Origin of the sequence: Caenispirillum salinarum, assembly GCF_044803115.1 — a bacterium.
GTDB lineage: Bacteria > Pseudomonadota > Alphaproteobacteria > Rhodospirillales > Rhodospirillaceae > Caenispirillum > Caenispirillum salinarum_A.
This window is the reverse complement of the sequence record NZ_CP085224.1, coordinates 4,085,564-4,107,791: the sequence shown is the minus strand read 5'-3', so window position 1 is coordinate 4,107,791 and position 22,228 is coordinate 4,085,564. Positions and strand designations below refer to the sequence as shown.

Here is a 22,228-nt window from a genome sequence, read left to right as displayed (position 1 = left end):
GCATCCTCCGTCAGCCACCCCGGTTGAAATGCTCCACACCTCCCTCGGCGAAATCCTCTCACCCTCTGCCACCCGATCAAGCCGCCCGTCGGCAGGTTTTTGCCCCTTTTGCCCTTGACGGGCGGGCCGGTGATCTGTAAACAACCGGCCTTCCAGCGTTCATTCACAGATTTCTGAGATCGAGAAGGACAAGGCCATGCCCCGTCGTTGTGCCATTACCGGCAAGGGCGTCATGACCGGGAACAATGTGAGCCACGCTCACAACAAGACCCGCCGCACGTGGAACCCGAACCTCCAGGTCACCTCGGTGATGAGTGACGCCCTGGGTGAGCCGGTCCGCCTGCGCCTGTCCGCCCACGGCCTGCGCACCGTCGAGCACCGGGGCGGCATCGACGCCTTCCTGCTGTCCACGCCCAGCACCAAGCTGACCAGCGAGGCCCGCAAGCTGAAGAAGCGCGTCCAGAAGGCGGTCGAGGGTGGCGAAGCCGCCGCCTGATCACCCGGTCACGCCGTTCAGGCAAAAAACTCCGAAAGGGCCGTCCGCAGCGCGCGGGCGGCCCTTTCGGCGTGTGGGAGTGGTCCCTGCCGCGAAAGCGGGACTCGACAGCACCGAAAAACGCCCTGATATGAGGCAGCGGCAGTGGAAGCCGGCGCGTTCCGGCTTGCACTCGCGTCTCATTGGATTCAGGGAGGGAAGTCACCCATGATCGCGCGCCGCACCGTCGTGAAGAGCCTGGCCGGAGTGCCGCTCGCCGCCATTCTCGCCGATCCCAAGCTGGCCGCCCTGGCGGCAGAGGAACTTGAGCAGGTTTCCACCACCACCGCCGACGGCCGCACGGTCAACGCCGTGCTGGCGACGCCGGAGAACGTCACCGACGACAAGGCGCCGGGCGTGCTGCTCATCCATGAATGGTGGGGGCTGAACGACCAGATCAAGTCCATGGCGCACGAGTTCGCCCGCCAGGGGTTCGTCGCACTGGCCGTCGACCTTTACGGCGGCGCGGTGGCCCAGGACCGGGAAAAGGCCCGCTCCCTCATGCAGTCGGTCGAGCAGGACCAGGCCGTCGCCACCATGCAGGCCTGGACCGAGTGGCTGCGGAACCACGAGGCGACGACCAGCCAGGTCGGCGTCGTCGGCTGGTGCTTCGGCGGTGGCTGGGCCTTGCGCACCGCCGTCCACGCGCCGGTGGATGCGGCGGTCGTCTACTACGGCAACGTTGACGTGCCGACCGAGCAGCTCCGGCAGATCCAGGGGCCGGTGCTGGGCCACTTCGCGACCCAGGACCAGCACATCAACGAGGAGATGGTCTCGCGCTTCAAGAGCCGCATGGAAGAGGCCGGCAAGCCACTGGAACTGTACTGGTACGAAGCCGATCACGCCTTCGCCAACCCCACCGGCGCGCGCTATGACGCGGGGGCCGCGGCACAGTCGTGGACGCGCACGCTTGCCTTCCTCATGGAGAACCTGCGCCAGGTGCGCGAGGAAGGCCGCACCGATATGGGCACCGATCCCGTCCAGACCGAGACCAAGGCGACCGAGTGATCCGGCGGCGACCCGCACCGGGCGCGACGGCGGCGGCCCTGGCGGTCGCGGCCTTCGTCCTGGCCGCGACTCCGGCCGGCGCGCAGGACCGCGACTCGGTGGCGGAGGCGCGGGTGACGGTGGTCAACGCCGCCGCCGCCCCCGTAACCGCCGTCATGACGGAAACGCCGACGGCGGCCGTCCTCGCGCCCTGGCCGCGCGCGCTGGCGCCGGGGGAGGACCTGGAGGCGGCGTTTGTCTTTCCCGCCATGACGGGCGCGGTGTCCATGGTGCAGTACGCCCTGCCGCCCGAGTCGGACGGCGACACCCGAACGTGCCTGTTCCGCTGGCGCGCCGATGCCAGCGCCGTGGTGCGTTGCGCCGCCGTTCTGACGGCCCAGCGCATCGGCGTCGGCGCCGTCTCCTGTGACGCCCGGCTGGTGGAGCAGGACCCGCAGACCTGCAGCTTTCGCGCGGTGTTCGAGGTGCGTTGATATTCGTCCGGCCCGCAGGCGGCGACTCCTGGACGGCGCCGTCCGACCGTTATGGACCTTTGGCGCCAGGGGGCTCATCCCTACGGCTAATAGGTTTTCCCCGCCCGACCGGGTAGCATCTCTCGTGGCCGCGAAAGAGCCGTCGCGGCCCGATTCGGCACGCCGCGCGGACCCCGTCCCGCAGCGCGATATCCCGTTTTTGTCGATCTGCGAAAGCAAGTTTCGTTTTTTTCGGGAAAAATGGGGGTTTATTACCGCGCGGGATTCTTCTAAAAGGGTTGTCGCAGGGTTCGTGATTTCACCTAGGCTTTTTCACGGGAGGGAAGTTTATGTCCAAGGGACGTGTTGCGCTTGTGACCGGCGGCACCCGCGGCATCGGCCGCGCCATCAGCGAGCATCTTCGCGACGCCGGCTGCAAGGTCGCCGCCAACTACGGCGGTAACGACGCCGCTGCCGAGCAGTTCACCAAGGAAACCGGCATCGCCGCCTACAAGTTCGACGTCTCCAGCTTCGACAGCGTCAAGGAAGGCATCGAGAAGATCACCAAGGAACTCGGCCCGGTCGAGATCGTGGTGAACAACGCCGGCATTACCCGCGACGGCACGCTGCACAAGATGAGCTACGAGCAGTGGGAAGCGGTGATCCACACCAACCTGACCAGCTGCTACAACACCTGCAAGTGCGTCATCGACAGCATGCGCGAGCGGGGCTTCGGCCGCATCGTCAACATCGGCTCCATCAACGGCCAGGCCGGCCAGTACGGCCAGGTGAACTACGCCGCCGCCAAGTCCGGCATCCACGGCTTCACCAAGGCGCTGGCGCAGGAAGGTGCGGCCAAGGGTATCACCGTCAACGCCATCGCGCCCGGCTACGTGGACACCGACATGGTGCGCGCCGTGCCGCACCACGTGCTGGAAAAGATCATCGCCAAGATCCCCATGGGCCGCCTGGGCCGTGCCGCCGACATCGCGCGCGGCGTGGTCTTCCTGACCGCGGACGACGCCGACTTCATCACCGGCTCGACCCTGTCCATCAACGGCGGGCAGCACATGTATTGATCCGTCGCGCCTCGCCCGGTCCGTTCCCGAGGACCGGCGCGCGACACAAAAACACCCCCGGGCGCGCCCGCCCGGGGGTGTTTTCATGTGCGCGGCATGGCCCGAGGATGGGGGAAGGGGGTCCGCCGGGATTGCCGCGCACCACCGGCACCGGGGAAGGGTGCCGGATGCCGCCGTGGCGTCGTCAGAAGGCCGGATAGTCTTGGCCGGCGGGGGGCATGCCTTCTTCGCCGAGGGAGATGATGCCCTCCGCTCGCACCGCCACCCGGCCGGACTGGAACAGCCGCACGGTCATCAGGCGCCCGCGCCGTCCCTGGTGGTTGCACAGCACATGCACGACCTCATAGGCGGGGTGCTCGGTCCGTGCCGCGCGAGCCGAGTCCGGACGGGTGCAGCGGCGGTCGGAGGCGGCCGCGGCGATCGCCAGGCCTTCCGCCGAGCGATCGGCCGGCGCCTGTTCCGTCAGGGCGGCCACCTGCGACGGGACCGCTTCCGGCCCGGCTGCCCGCGCCGGAAGCCCGGCGCTCACAAGGGCCGTGGCCACGGCAAGTAGACGCACAGTCCGAGACATCGGTGTTTCCTCCCATGGATTACGACCTTGGGAGGAAGATGATTGCCCCTTCCGGAAATAAGGTCAACACGGACAACCGTCATATGACCAAAGCAATTCCCCCGCAGGCGGCATGCGAAAGGAAGGGCCGGCACCCGTGGCGGTGCCGGCCCCTTGAGCATGAACACGCCATTACTGCGCCTGGCGGTTCCGCATCATGCCGGGCCCCATTTCGTCGGCCGTGATCTGGCCGTCGTTGTTGGCGTCCATGTGCTGCATGCCGGGGCCCATGTGGGCGGTGAACTCGTCCTGCGAGACGGTGCCGCTGTCGTCGGCGTCCATGCCGCGGAACATGAAGTCCCGGCGCTCCTGCATCATGGCTTGCATGTTGGCGGGCATTTCGTCCCAGTTGCGAGCGCGCCAGCCGAAACCCTGCGGCCCGGCGTCGCGGAACTCCTGTTCGGAGATCTGGCCGTCGCCGTCGGCGTCGAACTGCGTGAAGCGCTCAGCCCGCCACGTCTCCATTTCCTCGGTGGAGATGGCGTTGTCGCTGTTGGTGTCGAGCTGCTGCATGTGCCAGCCGGGGCCGCCCATCATGCCGCCGCCCATCATGCCGCCGCCCATCATGCCGGAGCCGGGGCCCATGCCCTGGCGCGGGCCGCCGCCCATGCCGGGGCCGCCACCGCCGCCGCCCTGGGTCTGCATGAAGCCGGGGCCGCCGCCCCAGCACGGTCCGCCGCCGAACCCGAAGCCCGGACCCGGCCCGGCCGCCCATGCGGCGGCGCCCAGGCCGACGACCACGGCGGAGGCGGTGAGGATGGTCTTCAGGCTGCGTTTCATGATCGTCCTCCATCGGTTTCGGGTCCGGGCCGCGAGGGCGCTTCGGACCTGTGCTCCATGAAAGACAGTATAAACCCGCGCCCGTAACGGGGGCATGTCGGCAGGCGGCTGAGTCGGTAACACAGTGTAACGAGGGCGGGCGCCGAAGGGAGGGGAGGCAGGCGGCGTGCGCGGGTCCACATCCGCTGCAAAACGCCCTGTCGCACTTCCGTCAGAGGGCCGGGGGGCAGCATTCACCGCCGCCCCGGCCCGCCCCGGTCCCTCACGCCTGCTTGGCGTCGATGATGGCGCGGCGGATGGCGCGGGTGCGCGTGAACAGGGTCTCCAGCGTGTCCGCCTCGCCGCGCCGTATGGCCCGTTGCAGGGCGGTCAGGTCCTCGGTGAAGCGCTGCATGATTTCCAGCACCGCTTCCCGGTTGTTGAGGAACACGTCGCGCCACATCACCGGGTCCGACGCCGCGATGCGGGTGAAATCGCGGAAGCCCGAGGCCGAGAACTTGATCACCTCCTGCTTCAGGTCCTCTTCCAGGTCTGTCGCCGTGCCGACGATGGTGTAGGCGATGAGGTGAGGCAGGTGGCTGGTGATGCCCAGCACCTTGTCGTGGTGCTCGGGCTCCATCACCTCGATCCACGAGCCGATGGCCCGCCACAGCGCCGCCACCTTCTCCACCGCCGCCGGATCGGTGCCGGCGGGCGGGGTGAGAATGCACCAGCGGTCCATGAACAGTTCCGCGAACCCCGCCGCCGGGCCGGAATGCTCCGTCCCCGCGATGGGGTGGCCGGGCACCAGATGGCCGCCCTCGGGCAGGGCGGGCGCCAGGTCGCGCACCGTCGAGGTCTTGGTGGAGCCGACGTCGGACAGAATGACGCCCGGCTTCAGGTTGCCTTTCAGCTGTTCGGCCACCTCTGCATAGGCGCCCACGGGCACGCAGACCACCACCAGATCCGCATCCCGCACCGCCTCGGCGATGGTGGGCGCGGTGTCGGTGGTCAGCTTGAGCCCATGGGCGACCTCCAGGTGTTCAGGGTCCTTGGCCGTGCAGACGGTGCTGCGCGCAAGATTGTGGTGCGCCACGGCGCGTGCCAGCGACGAGCCGATCAGGCCGATGCCGATGAAGGCGATGCGGTCGAACAGCGGCGCCTCGGGGCGCGGGCCGGGCTGCGGTGCTGCGCCGGCGGGGGCTGGGGTGCGGAAGGTTTCGCTCATCGCGCCCCCCGGTCGTCCAGGAACGCCGCCAGCGCGTCGATGAGCGCGTGGTTTTCCTCGTCCAGGCCGACGGTGATGCGCAGCCAGTCGGGCAGGCCGTAGCCGCCCATGCGGCGGACGATCAGCCCGCGCGCCCGCAGGAAGGCGTCGCAGGCGTCGGCGTCGGGCACCTTCACCAGGGCGAAATTGCCGACCGAATCAGTGGTTTCCAGGCCCATGTCGTGCATCTTCTGCTCCATCCAGGGCAACCAGACGTCGTTGTGCTGGCGCGACAGGTCGGTGAAGGCGACGTCCTCGATGGCGGCCTCGCCGGCGGCCAGCGCCGGGCTGGTCACGTTGAACGGGCTGCGCAGGCGGTTGAGGATGTCGACCACCTGATCGGGCGCGTAGCACCAGCCCAGGCGGGCGCCGCCCAGCCCGTGGATCTTGGAGAACGTGCGCGTCATGACCACGTTGTCGTGGGCGTCCACCAGGTCGCGGCCGTCGGTGTAATCGTTGCGGCTGACGTATTCGGCATAGGCCGCGTCGACCACCAGCAGGATGTCGCCGCGCAAACCCTCGCGCAGGCGCTTGACCTCGGCCGCCGGCAGGTAGGTGCCGGTGGGGTTGTTGGGGTTGGCGACGAAAACGATGCGGGTCTTCTCCGTCACGGCGGCCAGCAGGTTGTCGACCGAGGCCGTCAGGTCCACCTCGGGCGCCGTCACCGGCGTCGCGCCGACGCTGAGCGCGTAGATGGAGTACATGAGGAACCCGTGGGCAGAGTAGAGCACCTCGTCGCCCGGCCCGGCGTAGGCGCGGCAGAGCAGGCCGATCAGCTCGTCCGAGCCGCAGCCGCAGACGATGTTGTCGGCGGTCATGCCGTGGCGGGCGGCGATGGCGGCGCGCAGGCGGGTGGCGCCGCCGTCGGGGTATCGATGCAGGGTGTCGGACGCGGCGCGATAGGCTTCGCGGGCGCGGGGGCTGGCGCCCAGCGCACCTTCGTTGGAGGACAGCTTGATGACCTTGGAGACACCCTCGACCTTGGACTCGCCGGGCTTGTAGGGGGCGATGTCGAGGATGCCGGGACGCGGGGTCAGGCTGCTCATGGCGTCAATCCTGCTTTCAGCGAATGATGAATGAAGGGGTCGGGAAACAAAAAAGAGGCGCGCGGCGGGGTGAACCGCCGGCGCCTCGCGTCCTGCCCGGGGCAGGATCGGGTCAGACCGGCCGGGGCTGGGCGTAGGCGCCGATGACGTGGATATAGGCCACGTCGCCGGACAGACGATCACGCGCGAACTGCAGGCGCGGATCATCGGCGGCGACGAAGTCCTCCACGGCGATGAGGTCGATGCGGCTGTCGGCCGTCACCTCGCGGGTATCCCACAGATGGTTGGGCGCCAGGCCCACGGCCTCGAGCTGGCTGCGCATGCCGGCGCGCGACATGTCGTTGGAGCATTCGACGGCGAGCACGGTGACGTCGTCGCCGGTGGCCTCCAGCGGCAGGCGGCCGACGGCCAGCGCCTCCAGCCCGTCGCCGCGGCCGGGGCCGGGGCCGTGGAAGGGCAGGCGGGCGACGATGCGCGGCAGGTCCGGCGAGGCGCCCACCAGCATGGTCCACCAGCTTTGCGCATCGTCCAGGTGCGGCATGGGCAGGATGCCGACGCTGACCTGCCCGTCCATCACGGCGCGCGCCACCTGGCCGGCGCTGGCATAGGTGTGGGTCTGGGTGTAGGCGCCGTACTGGTCGCGCGCCAGGGACAGATAGCCGGCGCCGCGCTCGGGCATGTAGACCGACAGGCTGAGCGGCGCCTGCAAGGCGGTCAGGGCCGAGATCATCTCGCGCCAGATGCGCACCATGCTGGCGGCCGGAAAATGCCCCTCGTGGCGGTCCAGCAGGCGGCGCAGAATGGCGGCCTCGCGCGCCGGGCGCAGCACCACGCCGTTGCCCTTGGCCGCACGGATGCGCTCCACCAGGGCCGTGCGATCCATGATCAGGTCATGGATGGCGTCGTCGATGCGGTCGATTTCCTGGCGCAGGGTATCCAGCGTGGCGGCGTCGTCGTTGGTCATGGCGGGCGCGGCAACCTTTGTGAAATGCCGGATAGTCTTACCGGCGCCCATGCGCGAAATCAAAGAAAACGTTGAAAGTCGACGGCGGCGGTCATAGTTTTCCAGCCTCCCGGCGGCCCGGTGCCGCGCGGGCGTTCGACAGTGCCGGAAGGACTTCCTCGCGGTGACCGATCAGGTGGACAGCCACGATACGCAGACGCAGGGCGAGACCGCCGCGGCCCGGGTGCCCGAGCGGGGCGCCGAGCTTCCGCGCGGCCAGGACCAGCGGGTGGTACTCGGCCACGACAAGCCGCTGCGGCTGGACTGCGGCATCGACCTCGGGCCGTTCACCCTGGCGTACTCCACCTACGGCACGCTCAACGCCGAGAAGACCAACTGCATCCTGGTCTGCCACGCGCTGACCGGCGACCACTTCGTCGCCGATCCGCACCCCACCACCGGCAAGCCGGGCTGGTGGCACCAGATCGTCGGGCCGGGAAAGATCGTCGACACCGACCGCTTCTTCGTCATCTGCATCAATGTGCTGGGCAGTTGCATGGGCTCGTCCGGGCCGGCGGAGACGGACCCCGCCACCGGCAAGCCCTGGGGCATGCGCTTCCCCGTCATCACCATCGGCGACATGGTGCAGGCCCAGGCGCGGCTCATGGACGCGCTGGGGATCGAGCGGCTGTTCGCGGTCATCGGCGGGTCCATGGGCGGGATGCAGGCGCTGGAGTGGGTGCACACCTTTCCCGACCGCGTGTTCGCCTGCGTGCCCATCGCCACCAGCTACCGCCATTCGGCCCAGAACATCGCCTTCCACGAGGTGGGGCGCCAGGCCATCGTCTCGGACCCCGACTGGTGCGGCGGCGATTATCTGGAGCATGACAAGCGCCCCGAGCGCGGCCTGGCCGTCGCCCGCATGGCGGCGCACATCACCTATCTGTCGGAACAGGCGCTGCACCGCAAGTTCGGGCGGCGGCTGCAGGACCGCTCGACCATCACCTACGGGTTCGAGGCGGACTTCCAGGTGGAAAGCTACCTGCGCTACCAGGGCTCCACCTTCGTGGACCGTTTCGACGCCAACAGCTACCTCTACATCACCCGCGCCATGGACTACTTCGACCTGGCGGAGGAGAACGGCGGCCGGCTGGCCAACGCCTTCATGGGCACGAAGACCCGGTTCTGCGTGATCTCGTTCAGTTCGGACTGGCTGTTCCCCACGTCGGAGAGCCGCGCCGTGGTGCATGCCCTGAATGCCGTGGCCGCCAACGTGTCGTTCGTGGAGGTGCAGTCCGACAAGGGCCACGACGCCTTCCTGCTGGACGAGCCCGAGTTCCACGAGACGCTCCAGGGCTTCCTGGACGGCGCGGCCGAACACCTGGGCCTGCCCCGCCGGGGCGCGGGCTGAGGCCGGGGCCGGAGGAAAGATGCCGCCATGACGCACATCGACACCGCCAACCAGACGGTCGCCCAGGCCGGCACGGTCGCCGCCGCCGGCGCGCCGCCGGGCGCCAACGCCGGCATCCGTGTCGACCTTCAGCTCATCGCCAGTCTGGTCGCCCCGGAAAGCCGCGTGCTGGACGTCGGCTGCGAGGACGGCACGCTGCTGTCCTACCTGTGGCAGACCAAGCGCGTCGACGGGCGCGGCATCGAGTTGTCCATGGACGGCGTGCAGGCGGCGGTGGCGCAGGGGCTGTCGGTGATCCAGGGCGACGCCGACACCGATCTCAAGGACTATCCGGCCGGCGCCTTCGACTACGCCATCCTGTCGCAGACGCTGCAGGCCACGCGCAACCCGCGCGGGGTGCTGGAGGATCTGCTGCGCATCGGCCACCGCGCCATCGTGTCGTTTCCCAATTTCGGCTACTGGCGCAACCGGCTGCACCTGGTCACCCAGGGGCGCATGCCGGTGTCGCGCTGCCTGCCGTCGCAATGGTGGGCGACGCCCAACATCCACCTGTGCACCATCCGCGACTTCCGCGACCTGTGCCGCGAACTGGGGGTGACGGTGGAGGCAGCCTACGCGCTGGACAGTCAGGGCCGCAAGAGCCGCCTGTCCGCCGACGGCAGCCTTGCCAACCTGATGGCGGAACAGGCGCTGTTCCTGCTGCGGCGGAAGTAGACCGCGCTCTAGGCCCCGTCGTCGTCCGCCACCCGGTCGCGCCGCACGCCGGCCGGGCGGGCACCGCCGCGGTGGCCGTTGCGGAAGGGGTTGGGCACCACCGCATAGGCGCGCCGGCGCTCGGCGACCTTGTGGTGGGGGGCGGCGTAGATCTGCTTGGCGGCCTCCACCACCAGCACGCCGGCAAACGCATCGGGCCAGCGCCAGCGGCCGAGCAGATCCTCTATCGGGCGCGCCCACGCCAGCGCCCCACGCCAGCGCACCGGCGGCATGTAGAGGGCCGCGCCCACCTCCAGCGGCGTGAACATGGTGTCCCGCAGAAGCCGCGTGATCTGGCTTTCGGAGTAGGGGCGGCCGGTGCCGAAGGGCGTGCGCTCCATGCGCGCCCAGATGCCGCGCCGGTTGGGGGCGACGATGATCATGCGCCCGCCGTCGGTCAGAACGCGCCAGCATTCGCGCATCATGGCGCGCATGTGCTCGGTGTGCTCCAGCCCGTGGGCGATGACGAGGCGGTCGATGGAGCGGTCGGGCAGGGGCAGTTCCGCCTCGTCGGCCAGCATGACCCGGTTGGGGCCCTCGGCGGGCCATCGCATGACGCCCTGGGCGCCCGGCATGGCCGCCAGGACACGCTCGCTGCCGTCGAGGAAGGGGCCGAGGAAGGGCGTCGCAAATCCCACGCCCAGCACGCGCATCCCACGGGTGTCGGGCCAGATGGCGCGCAGGCGGCGCTGCAGCAGCCGGCGCGACACCTGCCCCAGGCTGCCGTCATAGAAATCCCGCAGGTCGACGACGTCCATCCACATGGCGACGAGCTTACCACGTCGGGGCGCGTCTCACAGCATGTCGGCGCGCAGCCGTTCCCCCAGGACGATGGATGCGCGCACCAAGGCATGGTCGACCCGGATGCTGCGCCGGTCCCGCAGCAGCGGCGCCAGCTTGGCCGCCAGCGGGTCACCACCGGCGGCGGCGTGCATCACGGCCTCGGTGTCCAGCTTCCGGCGCGAGGGATCGCGCAAGGCCTTGCGATGGTGCGAGGCCTCGTGGGCGAGACGTTCGATCTGCAGGATCTCCTCGACGGTGAACCCCCGCAGACGCAGGGCTTGCAGAGTGCGATCATTAAGCATGGCGTTATCCTCCACGGTCCAGATTACACCCCCGCGCCATGTCGGGGGATTGATCGCGGTCACAATATCCGCGAGGTTTTTCCGTTCGCCCTTCGATCGCCGCCGCCGGCGCGGCCGGGGGCCTGACGGGGCGCGCGCGCGTTGATAGGATACGAGCCAAGGAAACCGAACCAACCACCTGAAGGAGGCCCTTCGTGTCCCGCCTGGAAATCGAGCAGATCCCGGTCCTGAACGACAACTACGTCTATCTGGCCCATGATCCCGAAACGCAGGCGACGGGAGTGGTGGACCCCGCCGTGGTGGCCCCGGTGATGGAGGCGCTGGAGCGCCGCGGCTGGCGGCTGACGCACATCCTCAACACCCACCACCACGCCGACCACACCGGCGGCAACCTGGAGATCAAGCAGGCCACCGGCTGCACCGTCGTCGGGCCGCGCGCCGACGCACACCGTATCCCCGGCATCGACGTGCAGGTGGGCGAGGGCGACACGGTCCGCCTGGGCGATGCGGTGGCGCGCGTCTTCGACGTGCCGGGGCACACCAGCGGGCACATCGCCTACTGGTTCGAGGACAGCGACGCCCTGTTCTGCGGCGACACGATCTTTTCGCTGGGCTGCGGACGGATGTTCGAGGGCACGCCGGAGCAGTTCTGGGACAGCCTGTCGAAGCTGCGCGCGCTGCCCGACGACACGCGCGTCTACTGCGCCCACGAGTATACTCAGGCGAACCTGCGCTTCAGCCTGTCGGTGGACCCGGACAACACGGTGCTGCGCGACCTCGGCACCGAGATCGAGCGCCTGCGCGCCGAGAACCGCCCCACCGTGCCGTCGCTGCTGGGCGTGGAGAAGGCGGCCAACCCCTTCCTGCGCGCCGACGACCCGGCGCTGGCCGACAAGCTGGGCTTGGCGGGCGCGGCGCCGGAGCGCGTATTTGCCGAGGTGCGGGCGCGCAAGGACAGTTTCTAGGGCTTCCGGTTCCTCAGGCGCTGCAACTGGCCCCGCCAAGCACGCAGAACCGGGCGCAGTGCGGATGGTTGAGGGGCACCGGCTTTGCGCTGTCTTCCAGCGTTGCGCCCAGTTCGAAGCGCGGATCGTAGGGCAGTAGGGTGCAGGCGACAACCGCCGGGTGCTCTGCGCCCCTGCGCTTGACGATCATGCGGGACGAGGCGCACATCACGTCCGACGGCGTCTTGCCCAGGATGCCCCAGCAGGCGGTGGTGATCTCGGGCACGTCGGCGCTTTCGTCCATTTCCGGGAACAGCACCAGCCGCGCCGGATCGGCCGCGTTGATGCGGATGCCCTCGCGCGCGAAGAGGTCGGCATAGCCGGCGCGCTCGGCCTCCAGCGGCTCGCCCCAGCGGGTGCGGCCGGCGACGGCGACGGAAAAGCCCTCGTCCGACAGCCATTTCAGCCCCTCCAGGGCGATGGCGAAGGTGCCGGGGCCGCGTTCCTCCTCGTGGTGGCGGGCGGTGAAGTGGTCCAGCGAGACGCGCAGTTCCAGGGCGTCGCCGAAGCGGTCGCGCAGGTCCAGAAGGTCGGCGCGCTTGTGCGTCATGGGCTTCATGGCGTTGGTCAGCACCAGCGCGCGATGGCCGGCGGTCAGCACCACGTCGAGCATCTCGATCATGTCGGGGTTCATGAACGGCTCGCCGCCGGTGAAGCCGATCTCGCGGGTGCCGAGGCCAAGCCGCTGCACCTCCGCCAGGTAGGGCATCAGTTCGGATGTGGTGATGTAGGCCAGGCGGTCGTTTTTCGGGCTGCTCTCGATGTAGCAGTGGGCGCACTCGATGTTGCAGAGCGTGCCGGTGTTGACCCACAGCGTATCCAGGCGATCCAGATGCACGGTGGCGCGGCTCTCGCCCCTGGCGGTGACGCAGGGGTCGGAAAACTTGGCCCGCACGGGGCCGGCGGAATGAAGGTCTGTCTTGCGGCCGTCGTCGGGCACGGGCGGCTCCCTGGCTGGCGGTCGTAGGTATTGCGATTTATACGGCCACCATGGCGGCGCGGACCGCCGGGCGCAATTCACGGCTGCGTGTGGGGTGCGGAATCTGCGGGCGACGCGCCCTCTTGCGCGGCGGCGCGGCTGCGCCTATAACTGTGTCCCTGCCGCGCGATGCCGCGCCGGATGCGGGTGTAGCTCAATGGTAGAGCAGCAGCTTCCCAAGCTGACGACGGGGGTTCGATTCCCCTCACCCGCTCCAATCTTTCTCCCCACATTGCAGCCGAAGTCATTCCGCCGCGTCGGCGTTTTCCGGCGAATTGGTGAAGTACGCGCGTGAAACGCCGCAAGACTGGCACTCCGCGAAGAAGTCTCGGCCCTGTTTGCGCACGCGGGCCGGCTTGCCGCACGCCTCGCAGGTCGCCTGGGCCTTGGTGTTGCCGCCGCAGGCACCGCACTTGAAGTAGTAGCCGTAGGGACCGTAGAGGATGCGCAGGGCGGCGTTATCCCCGCACTTGCCGCAGGTGTGCGCGAGTTCGAGCGGTGCCGCGACCTTTGTTTTGTGAGCCCGGCGCGGCTTCTCCGGCACCAGTTCCGGCTCCGCCCGCATCCCGAAACCAGGCCAGGGGCTGGGCTCCACCACGTACGGCGCGGTGGTGCCGACGGGGCGGTGGTTCTCCACCAGGAAGGTGGCGATGCTGTCCATGTCCGACAGGCGGAACGTCGGGCGGCTGTCCAACAGGCGCAAGCCGGGCTTATAGCTCTTGTAAATGTCCCGCACCCGGTCGACCACCTCGTCGGCCTTGCAGATGCGCGGGTCGAGCGCGCCCTTCTCGCAGGTGATGCGGCCGTTGTCGGAAATGGCGACCAGCACGTCGTAGGCCCGCCCGCCGAGGCCCTGCTGGATGCCGAACAGCGTGCCGATCACCTCTTCCTTCCGATCGTCGAAAACGGTCTTGAGGAAGTCCACCTGCCGTTCCGCCTGGAGAATCGGCGATCCCATGCCCTTGCGCTGCCCCTTGAACGTCCGGCTCCAGTGGCCGTGACGGTCGATGTGGACCGTGTCATGGACGCTCTTGCTCTCGACGATGATGAAGCCGTAGGGGTGAAGGATCAGGTGGTCGATCTGGGCCGCATCGTCGTCGTGCTCAATCCTGACGCCGTTCAGGACGTGGATCTTCCTGTCCCGGCCGAACCCGCGCTTCAGATAGAACGCCAGGTCCTTCTCCGCCCTGTGCCCCGCCAGCGAAAACCGGTCGGCGGCCGGCACATCGTCCAACTCCTTCAGAATCATCTCGCCTCGCCCTGTCCGTCCTCGCGCATCGCCCTTCGTTTATTACGGGCAGAGGCCGCCGGTCGCAACCAGACGAAGGTCGTGGGCCAGACGACCCAAGCCCCTCAGATCACCCCCTTCTTCCGATACATCGCCAGTTCCTCGTCGGTCAGGCCGCAGAGCTTGCCGTAGATTTCGGCGTTGCCTTCCCCCAGTTCCGGCCCCAGGCGCTCCACCCGGCCGGGCGTGTCGGAGAGGCGGGGGACCACGTTGGGCACCACCACCTCGCGGCCGCCTAAGCTCGCCTCCACCACGCGATGAAGGTTGCCGCGCGCGGCGAAGTGGGGGTCTTCGAAGATGTCGGCGATGGTGTTGATGCTGCCCGCCGGCACCTCTTCCGCCAGGCACGCCTCCATGACGGCGGCGCGGGTGTGGGTGCGGGTCCAGGCGGTGACGGCGCCCTCCACTTCCTCGCGGTGGGCCAGGCGGTCGGCGACGGCGGCGAAGCGTTCGCCCAGGTCGGGGCGCTTCATGGCCTTGGCGAGGCGGGCGAACATCTTGTCGTTGGTGCAGGCGATGGCGACCCATGCGCCGTCGGCGCATTCGAAATGGCCGTGCGGGCAGGCGTTCAGCGTCGCCACGCCTTCGGGCCCGCGCACCGTGCCCTCCCAGGCGTAGCGCGGGGCGAGTTCGTCGAGCACGCGGAAGACGCTTTCGTAGAGGCCGATGTCGATCATCTGGCCGTGCCCGGCCGCCTGTGCGTGCCGCAGCGCCACCAGCACGCTAACGGCGCCGTAGAGCCCCGTCATGTAGTCCCCAAGCGACGTCGAGCCCGGCGTCACCGGCGGCCCGTCGGGCATGCCGGCCAGGTGGGTCAGCCCGCCTACGGCATGGGCGATGCGGGCGAAGCCGGGGCGCTGGGCGTACGGCCCGTCCTGGCCGTAGCCGGTGACGCGCAGCATCACCAGCCGGGGGTTGACGGCGCGCAGGTCCTCCCACCCCAGGCCCCACTTTTCCATGGTGCCGGGGCGGAAATTTTCGCACACCACGTCGGCCTCGCGCGCCATCTGGCGGAACAGCTTGGCCCCCTTGGGGTCGCGCAGGTTGAGCGTCACGGAACGCTTGTTGCGGGCCTCGGACAGCCAGGCGAGGCTGTCGCCACGCTCGGTCATGGTGCCGAAGCGGCGGAAGGGATCGCCGGCGCCGGGCTGCTCCACCTTGATGACCTCGGCCCCGAACTCCGCCAGGATCGCAGCGGTGTAGGGCGCGGCGATGAAGGTGGCGCAGTCCAGCACGCGCACGCCTTCCAGCGGGCGCGGCGACGACGTGGCGGCGGGGTCGGCGGCGGTCATGGCGGAGGGTCCTCGCGCGGTGTCTGGGTCCGGGGCGGGCGATCTTGCCCGCATCCACAACGCCCGCGCAAGCTATCCGCCGCGCGCCCGCCACAGGCGCCAGGCGTAGAGGGGCAGGGCCGCCGCCTCCCAGGCCACCGCCGCCCACCAGCCCGGGCCGAAACGGCCCGGTGCAGGTGCCGGAGCGGGGCAGAGCGTCACCGCCATCCGCCGCCGCCGGGCCAGGGCGCGAAAGCACCACAACGCCCGCGGCATGTGCGGCCCGTCGGTCACCACCAGGGCGGAGCGCCAGCCGCGCCGGTCCATCTCCGTCAGGCAGAAGGCGGCGTTCTCAAGGGTGTTGCGGGCCCTGTCCTCGCGCAGCACGGCCGAGGGCGGAAGGCCGTGGTCGGCGGTCAGGTGCATGGCGATGAGGTGCGCTTCCGTCGGCGCGTCGGCCGGCCCGGCCGTCTGTCCGCCGCTGGCCAGCACCACCGGCGCGCGGCCCGCCCGCCACAGGGCGCTCGCGTGGTCGGCGCGGCGCAGCAGAGCCGGCGAGGGCGTTCCATCGGGCCGCACGGCGGCGCCCAGCACCACGATCACGTCGGCCGTCGGAAAATCCCCAAGGGAAACGGGGTTAGCAGGCTGCGGAAAAACCCTTCCGTCCGGGACGGCGGCGTGATTCGATCCTCTTGATGCACTTGGAAGGACGCGATGCGCGGTCAGGACCAGCAGACGGAAGGGCTCTTTTCGTACGTGAGTTGCGAGGCGCGGGTGCCGCCCGATCATCCGCTGCGGGCCATCCGCGCCATCACCGACGAAGCGCTTGAGGTCCTGTCGCCAGAGTTCGAGGGGCTCTACTCGAAGGTCGGGCGGCCGTCCATCCCGCCGGAGAAGCTGCTGCGCGCCCTGCTGTTGCAGGCTTTCTATTCCATTCGCTCCGAACGCCAACTGATGGAGCAGATGGACTACAACCTGCTCTTCCGCTGGTTTGTCGGGCTGTCGATGGACGCCGCCATCTGGGATGTAACGGTCTTCACCAAGAACCGGGACCGCCTCTTGCGCGGCGATGTGGCCGCAAAGTTCCTGGCCGCCGTGGTCGGCCAGGCGCGGGGGCGTGACCTGCTGTCGGACGATCACTTCTCTGTCGACGGCACGATGATCGAGGCGTGGGCGTCGATGAAGAGCTTCCGGCCCAAGGGTGGGGACGACGACGATACCTCCGGCGGCGGACGCAACAGCGAGCGGAATTTCCGGGGCGAGAAGCGGTCCAACGAGACGCATGCCTCGACCACCGATCCCGACGCCCGGCTCTTCCGCAAGGGCAACGGCCAGTCGTCGCAGATGGCCTATCTGGGCCATGTGCTCATGGAGAACCGCAACGGCCTGGTTGTCGGCGCGGCCCTCACCCACGCCACCGGCACCGCCGAACGCGAGGCGGCGCTGGCCCTGCTGGAAGACGGCCGCCACGGTAACCGCCGCGTGACGCTGGGGGCCGACAAGGGCTACGACGTGGCGGGCTTCATCCGGGATTTGCGGACCCGCAAGGTCACGCCGCACATCGCGCGGAACGACCATGTCACGAAGACGGGAAAGCGGCGAAAGAGCAGCATTGACGGCCGCACCACGCGCCATGCCGGCTACGCTGTCAGCCTTCGGGTGCGCAAGCGGATCGAGGAGATCTTCGGCTGGATGAAGACCACGGGCGTCCTGCGCAAGACCCGCCACCGTGGCAAAGATCGCGTCGGCTGGATGTTCACCTTGACCGCCGCCGCCTATAACCTGACAAGGCTGCCCAAGCTGATGGCGGCGGCCTGACGTTGGCCGGAGCCTGTCCGCAAACGGGCAGGTCCGGCCAAACCGGCCGCTACGGCCGCCTCGTGGCCCCTTCTGAAGCGCGACTTTCGCCGCTCAGTTGGGGAAAGGGGGCCGTAAAAGCCGGTTTTTCCGCAGCCTGTTAGGGGGCGCATCAGTCATGGACATTTGGTAGTAGAGCCTCCATGATCGGCGCTCGCCTCGCAACCCCGGTCGCGTCCGGCCGCAGTATAAAGTCGTTCGAGCCAAGAGATGGCCTCCGTCACCGGCATCACGCTGTTCCGTGAAAAGACCACCGTCCACAGTTTCTCCTTCGACGCCGGGTCGGAGGGGAACGCGGCGGCGATGTCCATTCGCTCCAACCGCATCGCCATGACGCTGAAGGCGCCCGATGTGACCGAGACGGTGGTGGTGCGCGGCCAGAACATCCCCTCCACCCTGCGCTGCGCCGCCATGGTGGTGGAGACCTTCACCCGCAATCCCATGGTCTTCCGCAAGGACGACGCGGTCGACTGGGCCGAGAAGTGGGAGAACCGCCAGTCCTCGTACGAGCGCAAGTTCGTGCCGGAAAGCTGGGTGTCGCTGCACCACGCGGGCAACACGCTGTTCTCCACCAACACCTCGCGCCACATCGACGCGCTGGAGGCGCTGGCCCAGGGCGGCGACATCAACGAGCAACTGGTGCGCCGCGTCAGCCAGACCCTGTTCGGCCGCGACGAGGAGTTCGTGGTGCAGCACGACAGCCAGACGGCCGTCGTCTTCACGCCCTTTTCCAGCTACCACCGCGCCGCCATCCTGGAGCGCCGGGGCGGACGCACGGGCTCGTTCGCGGTGTCGGTACACCACCCGCCCAAGCCCAAGAAGAACGTGCGCTACGACACCTTCATCCACTTCTGCGCCGACCTGATCGAGGCTGTGAACGTGCGCATGTTCCTGGAGCGCATCAAGGCCATGGTGGAGGAAAACCGCATCTCGGGCCCGCCGATCACTCCGGCCCAGGTGCAGGCGGCCATGGACCGCCGGCGCGAGCTGGTGGCCTACGTCAACGCCTTCGAGCGCGCGAACAAGGTCTCCTACCGGCCGGAACGGCCTGAACTTTTCTAGCATCCGGGCGCCGTTTCGGCGCATCATGAGGGTTTGGCGGCGGCCCGTCCCGGCCCGCGCCCGCCGTGTCCGGACAGTCTGGTGAAGCCATGGAATACAAGAACAGCCGCGACGTTCTTTTTGAGTCCCTGGAGCTGGAGGACCGCGCCGTGGTCGACGTCGGCTGCGGCGACGGTGGCCTGGCACGCGCCGTCCGCCGCGCCGGCGCCGCCCGCGTCATCGGCGTCGAGTGCAGCCCGCGCCAGCTCGACAAGGCGCGCGCGGCCGAGCCGGTGGACGGCGTCGCCATCATCGACGGCGTGGCCGAGGCCCTGCCGGTGCTGGCCGGAACCATGGACGCCGTGGTGTTCTTCAACAGCCTGCACCATGTTCCGCCCGAACACATGGACACCGCCATGGCCGAGGCCGCCCGCGTCCTGCGCTCCGGCGGCCGGGTGTACTGCTCGGAGCCGTTGGCCCAGGGGCCGTTCTACGACCTGTGCAAGGCGGTCGACGACGAGCGCGAGGTGCGCGCCAAGGCGTGGCGGGCCCTGCACGACGCCCATCGTGTCGGCCTGCATGTGGAGCGCGAGACGGTGTTCATCCACGTAGTGCGGATGGCAAGCTTCGAGGCCTTCCGCGATCGCATCGTTTCGGCCAACACCGAGCGCGAGGCCCGCTTCGACGCCCGCGAGACCGACCTGCGCCGCCGCTTCGAGGATCTGGGCCGGCGCACCGACGAGGGCGACGGCTGGCTGTTCGACCAGCCCACCCGCGTCACCGTCCTGTGCAAGGAACGGCGCGAGGACTGGGATCTGCACGCCCACGCACGCGGCGTCTGACCCAACCCCAGGTCGCCTTTATTTCAAACGTCCAAGACCCCCTTCGACTCAGGTCGAAGGGGGTCTTGCCGTATCTGAACGGAGGTCGAGGCTCGGGCGATGCCCTCAGCTTCACGGAATAGCTGTCCTAAGACCTGCGGCGATGAAGCGCATGCGACACAGGTCCATCCTGGCGCGATTTACCTTCGGTTGCGCGCTTCCAAAGCCGCCAAATAAAAAGCGATTCTCTTTTCGTGTCGAGCAACATTTGATGGCGCTGGAACAACTTTAAGTATGTGCCACGTCTGAACCCCCGGTTACCATGGATCTGTCGCCGCCTCCATGGGGGCGCGTACCTTTCATCAAAGGGGGGAATATCCTCATGTCTGAAGCTTATATCGGCGAGGTCCGGCTGTTCGCCGGCAACTATGCGCCGGAGGGATGGGCGCTATGCAATGGGCAGCTGCTGTCTATCTCCACCAACACTGCGCTGTACTCGCTTCTCGGGACCAACTTCGGTGGTGACGGCGTGACGACGTTCGCGCTGCCGGACTATCGCGGCCGCATGAACATCCATCCGGGGCAGATCAACGGGAATCAGGGGACCAACTACTCGCTGGGCCAGAAGGGCGGCCTCGAGGATGTGACGGTGACCACCAACCAGTACCCGGCCCACACGCACCAGGTGTCTGGTCACGCCGCCGCGGACGCCGCGGCCAACTCGCCGCAGAATGCCTATCCGGGCACGGTGCCGAGTAACGGGGCGCCCATCTACAAGCAGGGTGCCACCACCGTCGCGCTGAACGCCGAAACGGTGAACTATTCCAACGGTGGCAACCAGTCGCACGAGAACATGCAGCCCAGCCTGGCGGTGAGCTACATCATCAGCCTGAAGGGCGTCTATCCGTCGTGGAATTAGGGAGGGGATGAATTATGTCTGATCCGTTTATTGGCGAAATCCGCCTGCTTCCTTACCGCTATGCACCCGTCGACTGGATGGCGTGTGAAGGGCAGGTGCTTTCGATTCAGCAGTACACGCCGCTCTACGCTGTAATAGGCACCGCTTACGGTGGTAATGGCGTCACGAACTTCAAGCTGCCGGAAATGCGCGGGCACGTTGCCATGGGCACCGGCACGGGTGCCGGGCTTTCGACGCGCACGATCGGCCAGGACGTCGGCTACGAGAATGTGGTCCTGAGTCCGTCCCAGGTCCCGCAGCACAACCATGCGATGATGGCATCGTCGGCCGCGGCCGATCTGAAGTCGCCGGCGGGCGACGTCTACGCCGACGGCGGGAACCTCTACATCGACGGGCCGCAGACGAGCAAGGTGACCATGGGGGCGCAGATGGTCGGCGTCGCCGGCGGCAACGGCTCGACCGGCCTTGCCAATCCTCATACGAACATGGCGCCGTACCTCGCGCTGCAGTACTGCATCTGCGTCAACGGCGTCTTCCCGGTGCGCTCTTAAGGAAGGTGGAATACCATGCCTGTTGATCCTTTCATTGGCGAAATCGCCCTGTATCCGTACACCCACACCGTGAAAGGCTGGATGCGCTGCGAAGGGCAGACGCTGCCGATCCAGCAGTATCAGCCGCTGTACGCCCTGCTCGGCACCACCTTCGGCGGCGACGGGACGACCAACTTCAAGCTGCCGGACCTGCGCGGGCGCTGCGTGCTCGGGGCCGGCACTGACCCGCACTCCGGGACGACGTTCCCGCAGGGCCAGGCCGGCGGGCAGGAGACGGTGACCCTGACGCTGGACCAGGTGCCGGCGCACAACCACACCGTGGAGGCGGTGGCCACGGGCGGCACGACGCCGACGCCGACCAACAACACGTTCCTGGCGCAGGGGAGTGCTGAGAACAGGGGGCGCACGACGCCCTTTTACGCCTACTCGACCGAGGCGCCCGACCAGCAAATGGGCGACGGCATCATCAGCCCCGCCGGCGGCGGCCAAGGGCACTACAACGTGCAGCCCTTCAGCGTGATGGCCTGGTTCATCGCGACCACGGGCATCTGGCCCTCGCAATCCTAGGCGGAGGATGTCGGCGGCCGGTTCATCCGGCCGCCGATGCGCCGCACCCGTGCCTCCAACAGGTTTGCATCAATGCACGTTTTTCCCGATGGCCAGGTGGCCGGCTTCCGCCTGCGCCCTCAGCGCGACCAGGCCGACATGCCGTTCCTGGTCTCTCTCATGTCCAGCGCGCGCGAGGCGGAGCGGGCCTTCTTCGCCGGTGACGCCCGCATGTGGCACATGCTGATGGACCATCAGGCCCGCGCCCAGACGCACCACTACCGCGCCACGTATCCCGGCGCGTCCATGGACATTCTGGAACGAAACGGCCATGGCGCCGGCCGCCTGTGCCTGCACCAGCGGGACGACGCGATCCTGGTCCTGGACATCGTCATCATCCCCGGCCTGCGCGGGCGCGGGCACGGCGGCGCCATCCTGCGGGCGGTCATGGACGTCGCCGCCGCGCGCGGCCAGGCGGTGCGCCTGCACGTCATCGCCCACAATCCTGCCCGAAGGCTGTACGAGCGCCTGGGCTTCCGCGTGGCGGGGGACGACGGACTCGGACAGCGCCTGGCGATGGAATGGCGCGCCGCCGCACACTGACGGGCCGCCGCGTTCGCATACGACGTCTCCGCTCAATCATTTCGTCGTAGACGCGGCTATGCCCTTCATCCTGGTTTTCCACGCCGCACCTCTTCCGCATAATGTTTTAAACCTATGGATGCGCGCAGCGCTTCCGGGTAACGTGAGTTTTGTCGCGGAGCGCGCGAGCATGACGGAACTCGCAACCGCAGGCGGGCGCGGCAGGCGCCGCCGGCCGCAAGAGAATTTCATGGGACCGCGGCGTTTGCGCCGACGGCCCCTCAGCGTGAGCGCCCCCGGCCGGGGGCGCGGACGCGCACGGCACGACAGGCCATTCAACCGGCGATGGACCGCCGGCAACGCAAGAACAGACGCCGGCCGCGGGGCGCACAGCCGCGGCGCACAGGGGAAGTCAGGGGAA

The 22,228-nt window shown here is 68.5% G+C and carries 25 protein-coding genes and 1 tRNA gene; 15 read left to right on the top strand and 11 right to left on the bottom strand.

Features of this window, described 5'->3' with window-relative positions; all coding sequences use genetic code 11:
- Positions 1-196 precede the first annotated feature (196 nt).
- The 4 genes from rpmB (at position 197) to phbB (ending at position 3,074) form a co-directional block, all read left to right on the top strand.
- A complete protein-coding gene (gene rpmB / locus LG334_RS18850; protein ID WP_404380406.1) occupies positions 197-496 on the top strand; it encodes a 50S ribosomal protein L28 in 300 nt (99 codons plus the stop codon).
- Positions 497-703: 207 nt separating this feature from the next.
- The gene (locus LG334_RS18845) at positions 704-1,543 is read left to right on the top strand and encodes a dienelactone hydrolase family protein (RefSeq protein ID WP_404380404.1); all 840 of its coding nucleotides are present in this window, start codon (positions 704-706) and stop codon (positions 1,541-1,543) included.
- Positions 1,540-2,016 (top strand): hypothetical protein, encoded by a 477-nt coding sequence (locus LG334_RS18840; RefSeq protein WP_404380402.1) that lies wholly within the window; start codon positions 1,540-1,542, stop codon positions 2,014-2,016. Before LG334_RS18845 ends, LG334_RS18840 begins: the two co-directional genes overlap by 4 nt.
- 329 nt (positions 2,017-2,345) lie before the next feature.
- Complete coding sequence (gene phbB, locus LG334_RS18835) at positions 2,346-3,074, top strand: acetoacetyl-CoA reductase (RefSeq protein ID WP_404380400.1); 729 nt, start codon at positions 2,346-2,348, stop codon at positions 3,072-3,074.
- Positions 3,075-3,258: 184 nt separating this feature from the next.
- On the opposite strand, the gene LG334_RS18830 is transcribed toward phbB, so the two are convergent.
- From LG334_RS18830 to LG334_RS18810, 5 genes are all read right to left on the bottom strand, one after another.
- Complete coding sequence (locus LG334_RS18830) at positions 3,259-3,645, bottom strand: hypothetical protein (protein WP_404380398.1); 387 nt, start codon at positions 3,643-3,645, stop codon at positions 3,259-3,261.
- A 171-nt stretch (positions 3,646-3,816) separates the two neighbouring features.
- Positions 3,817-4,464: an EF-hand domain-containing protein gene (locus LG334_RS18825; protein ID WP_404380396.1), complete on the bottom strand. Its 648-nt coding sequence runs from the start codon at positions 4,462-4,464 to the stop codon at positions 3,817-3,819.
- Between the two features lie 262 nt (positions 4,465-4,726).
- Entirely contained in the window at positions 4,727-5,671 is a 945-nt protein-coding gene (locus LG334_RS18820; protein ID WP_404380394.1) for a prephenate/arogenate dehydrogenase family protein, read from the bottom strand.
- Positions 5,668-6,756, bottom strand: a complete 1,089-nt coding sequence (gene hisC, locus LG334_RS18815; RefSeq protein ID WP_404380392.1) for a histidinol-phosphate transaminase — start codon at positions 6,754-6,756, stop codon at positions 5,668-5,670. Before hisC ends, LG334_RS18820 begins: the two co-directional genes overlap by 4 nt.
- A 112-nt stretch (positions 6,757-6,868) precedes the next feature.
- On the bottom strand, positions 6,869-7,720 hold the full coding sequence (locus LG334_RS18810; RefSeq protein ID WP_404380390.1) for a chorismate mutase: 852 nt from the start codon (positions 7,718-7,720) through the stop codon (positions 6,869-6,871).
- 223 nt (positions 7,721-7,943) lie between these two features.
- Here LG334_RS18810 and LG334_RS18805 point away from each other — a divergent pair, with 223 nt between their 5' ends.
- Both LG334_RS18805 and metW read left to right on the top strand, forming a co-directional pair.
- Complete coding sequence (locus tag LG334_RS18805) at positions 7,944-9,110, top strand: homoserine O-acetyltransferase (RefSeq protein ID WP_404386414.1); 1,167 nt, start codon at positions 7,944-7,946, stop codon at positions 9,108-9,110.
- Between the two features lie 27 nt (positions 9,111-9,137).
- Entirely contained in the window at positions 9,138-9,824 is a 687-nt protein-coding gene (metW, locus tag LG334_RS18800; protein ID WP_009541111.1) for a methionine biosynthesis protein MetW, read from the top strand.
- Positions 9,825-9,832: 8 nt separating this feature from the next.
- Here metW and LG334_RS18795 read toward each other — a convergent pair whose 3' ends face one another.
- Together LG334_RS18795 and LG334_RS18790 are read right to left on the bottom strand one after the other, a co-directional pair.
- Positions 9,833-10,627: a class I SAM-dependent methyltransferase gene (locus tag LG334_RS18795; protein ID WP_404380388.1), complete on the bottom strand. Its 795-nt coding sequence runs from the start codon at positions 10,625-10,627 to the stop codon at positions 9,833-9,835.
- Positions 10,628-10,657: 30 nt separating this feature from the next.
- Positions 10,658-10,948, bottom strand: coding sequence for a hypothetical protein (locus tag LG334_RS18790; protein ID WP_404380386.1), 291 nt, complete (start codon positions 10,946-10,948; stop codon positions 10,658-10,660).
- Between the two features lie 194 nt (positions 10,949-11,142).
- Between LG334_RS18790 and gloB the strand changes: the two genes are divergently transcribed.
- Positions 11,143-11,913, top strand: coding sequence for a hydroxyacylglutathione hydrolase (gene gloB / locus LG334_RS18785; RefSeq protein ID WP_404380384.1), 771 nt, complete (start codon positions 11,143-11,145; stop codon positions 11,911-11,913).
- Positions 11,914-11,926: 13 nt separating this feature from the next.
- Here gloB and LG334_RS18780 read toward each other — a convergent pair whose 3' ends face one another.
- Positions 11,927-12,892, bottom strand: coding sequence for a radical SAM protein (locus LG334_RS18780; RefSeq protein WP_404380382.1), 966 nt, complete (start codon positions 12,890-12,892; stop codon positions 11,927-11,929).
- 182 nt (positions 12,893-13,074) lie between these two features.
- On the opposite strand from LG334_RS18780, the gene LG334_RS18775 reads away from it, so the two are divergent.
- Positions 13,075-13,148 (top strand) — tRNA-Gly (locus tag LG334_RS18775).
- 27 nt (positions 13,149-13,175) lie between these two features.
- On the opposite strand, the gene LG334_RS18770 is transcribed toward LG334_RS18775, so the two are convergent.
- The 3 genes from LG334_RS18770 to LG334_RS18760 form a co-directional block, all read right to left on the bottom strand.
- Positions 13,176-14,180 (bottom strand): nuclease-related domain-containing protein, encoded by a 1,005-nt coding sequence (locus LG334_RS18770; RefSeq protein WP_404380380.1) that lies wholly within the window; start codon positions 14,178-14,180, stop codon positions 13,176-13,178.
- Between the two features lie 104 nt (positions 14,181-14,284).
- The gene (locus tag LG334_RS18765) at positions 14,285-15,511 is read right to left on the bottom strand and encodes a CaiB/BaiF CoA transferase family protein (RefSeq protein WP_404380378.1); all 1,227 of its coding nucleotides are present in this window, start codon (positions 15,509-15,511) and stop codon (positions 14,285-14,287) included.
- Between the two features lie 72 nt (positions 15,512-15,583).
- Positions 15,584-16,093: a YdcF family protein gene (locus tag LG334_RS18760; protein WP_404380376.1), complete on the bottom strand. Its 510-nt coding sequence runs from the start codon at positions 16,091-16,093 to the stop codon at positions 15,584-15,586.
- Between the two features lie 111 nt (positions 16,094-16,204).
- Between LG334_RS18760 and LG334_RS18755 the strand changes: the two genes are divergently transcribed.
- The 7 genes from LG334_RS18755 (at position 16,205) to LG334_RS18725 (ending at position 21,828) form a co-directional block, all read left to right on the top strand.
- Positions 16,205-17,308: an IS5 family transposase gene (locus LG334_RS18755; RefSeq protein WP_404380374.1), complete on the top strand. Its 1,104-nt coding sequence runs from the start codon at positions 16,205-16,207 to the stop codon at positions 17,306-17,308.
- A gap of 249 nt (positions 17,309-17,557) precedes the next feature.
- Positions 17,558-18,409: a hypothetical protein gene (locus LG334_RS18750; RefSeq protein ID WP_404380372.1), complete on the top strand. Its 852-nt coding sequence runs from the start codon at positions 17,558-17,560 to the stop codon at positions 18,407-18,409.
- Between the two features lie 89 nt (positions 18,410-18,498).
- Complete coding sequence (locus tag LG334_RS18745; protein ID WP_404380370.1) at positions 18,499-19,230, top strand: class I SAM-dependent methyltransferase; 732 nt, start codon at positions 18,499-18,501, stop codon at positions 19,228-19,230.
- A gap of 361 nt (positions 19,231-19,591) precedes the next feature.
- Positions 19,592-20,128: a phage tail protein gene (locus LG334_RS18740; protein ID WP_404380368.1), complete on the top strand. Its 537-nt coding sequence runs from the start codon at positions 19,592-19,594 to the stop codon at positions 20,126-20,128.
- Between the two features lie 14 nt (positions 20,129-20,142).
- Positions 20,143-20,679: a phage tail protein gene (locus tag LG334_RS18735; RefSeq protein WP_404380366.1), complete on the top strand. Its 537-nt coding sequence runs from the start codon at positions 20,143-20,145 to the stop codon at positions 20,677-20,679.
- A 15-nt stretch (positions 20,680-20,694) separates the two neighbouring features.
- Positions 20,695-21,246 (top strand): phage tail protein, encoded by a 552-nt coding sequence (locus LG334_RS18730; RefSeq protein ID WP_404380364.1) that lies wholly within the window; start codon positions 20,695-20,697, stop codon positions 21,244-21,246.
- Positions 21,247-21,318: 72 nt separating this feature from the next.
- Positions 21,319-21,828, top strand: coding sequence for a GNAT family N-acetyltransferase (locus LG334_RS18725; protein WP_404380362.1), 510 nt, complete (start codon positions 21,319-21,321; stop codon positions 21,826-21,828).
- The last annotated feature ends 400 nt before the right edge of the window (positions 21,829-22,228 follow it).

What these genes read in the sequence shown, in the direction of transcription:
- phbB (WP_404380400.1), top strand. Translation starts at nt 2,346, where the DNA reads ATGTCCAAGGGACGTGTTGCGCTTGTGACCGGCGGCACCCGCGGCATC.
- LG334_RS18745 (WP_404380370.1), top strand. Translation starts at nt 18,499, where the DNA reads ATGGAATACAAGAACAGCCGCGACGTTCTTTTTGAGTCCCTGGAGCTG.
- hisC (WP_404380392.1), bottom strand. Translation starts at nt 6,756, where the DNA reads ATGAGCAGCCTGACCCCGCGTCCCGGCATCCTCGACATCGCCCCCTAC.
- LG334_RS18735 (WP_404380366.1), top strand. Translation starts at nt 20,143, where the DNA reads ATGTCTGATCCGTTTATTGGCGAAATCCGCCTGCTTCCTTACCGCTAT.
- LG334_RS18830 (WP_404380398.1), bottom strand. Translation starts at nt 3,645, where the DNA reads ATGTCTCGGACTGTGCGTCTACTTGCCGTGGCCACGGCCCTTGTGAGC.
- LG334_RS18795 (WP_404380388.1), bottom strand. Translation starts at nt 10,627, where the DNA reads ATGTGGATGGACGTCGTCGACCTGCGGGATTTCTATGACGGCAGCCTG.
- LG334_RS18790 (WP_404380386.1), bottom strand. Translation starts at nt 10,948, where the DNA reads ATGCTTAATGATCGCACTCTGCAAGCCCTGCGTCTGCGGGGGTTCACC.
- LG334_RS18740 (WP_404380368.1), top strand. Translation starts at nt 19,592, where the DNA reads ATGTCTGAAGCTTATATCGGCGAGGTCCGGCTGTTCGCCGGCAACTAT.
- LG334_RS18810 (WP_404380390.1), bottom strand. Translation starts at nt 7,720, where the DNA reads ATGACCAACGACGACGCCGCCACGCTGGATACCCTGCGCCAGGAAATC.
- LG334_RS18725 (WP_404380362.1), top strand. Translation starts at nt 21,319, where the DNA reads ATGCACGTTTTTCCCGATGGCCAGGTGGCCGGCTTCCGCCTGCGCCCT.
- LG334_RS18755 (WP_404380374.1), top strand. Translation starts at nt 16,205, where the DNA reads ATGCGCGGTCAGGACCAGCAGACGGAAGGGCTCTTTTCGTACGTGAGT.
- LG334_RS18820 (WP_404380394.1), bottom strand. Translation starts at nt 5,671, where the DNA reads ATGAGCGAAACCTTCCGCACCCCAGCCCCCGCCGGCGCAGCACCGCAG.
- rpmB (WP_404380406.1), top strand. Translation starts at nt 197, where the DNA reads ATGCCCCGTCGTTGTGCCATTACCGGCAAGGGCGTCATGACCGGGAAC.
- LG334_RS18845 (WP_404380404.1), top strand. Translation starts at nt 704, where the DNA reads ATGATCGCGCGCCGCACCGTCGTGAAGAGCCTGGCCGGAGTGCCGCTC.
- LG334_RS18770 (WP_404380380.1), bottom strand. Translation starts at nt 14,180, where the DNA reads ATGATTCTGAAGGAGTTGGACGATGTGCCGGCCGCCGACCGGTTTTCG.
- metW (WP_009541111.1), top strand. Translation starts at nt 9,138, where the DNA reads ATGACGCACATCGACACCGCCAACCAGACGGTCGCCCAGGCCGGCACG.
- LG334_RS18825 (WP_404380396.1), bottom strand. Translation starts at nt 4,464, where the DNA reads ATGAAACGCAGCCTGAAGACCATCCTCACCGCCTCCGCCGTGGTCGTC.
- LG334_RS18730 (WP_404380364.1), top strand. Translation starts at nt 20,695, where the DNA reads ATGCCTGTTGATCCTTTCATTGGCGAAATCGCCCTGTATCCGTACACC.
- LG334_RS18750 (WP_404380372.1), top strand. Translation starts at nt 17,558, where the DNA reads ATGGCCTCCGTCACCGGCATCACGCTGTTCCGTGAAAAGACCACCGTC.
- LG334_RS18765 (WP_404380378.1), bottom strand. Translation starts at nt 15,511, where the DNA reads ATGACCGCCGCCGACCCCGCCGCCACGTCGTCGCCGCGCCCGCTGGAA.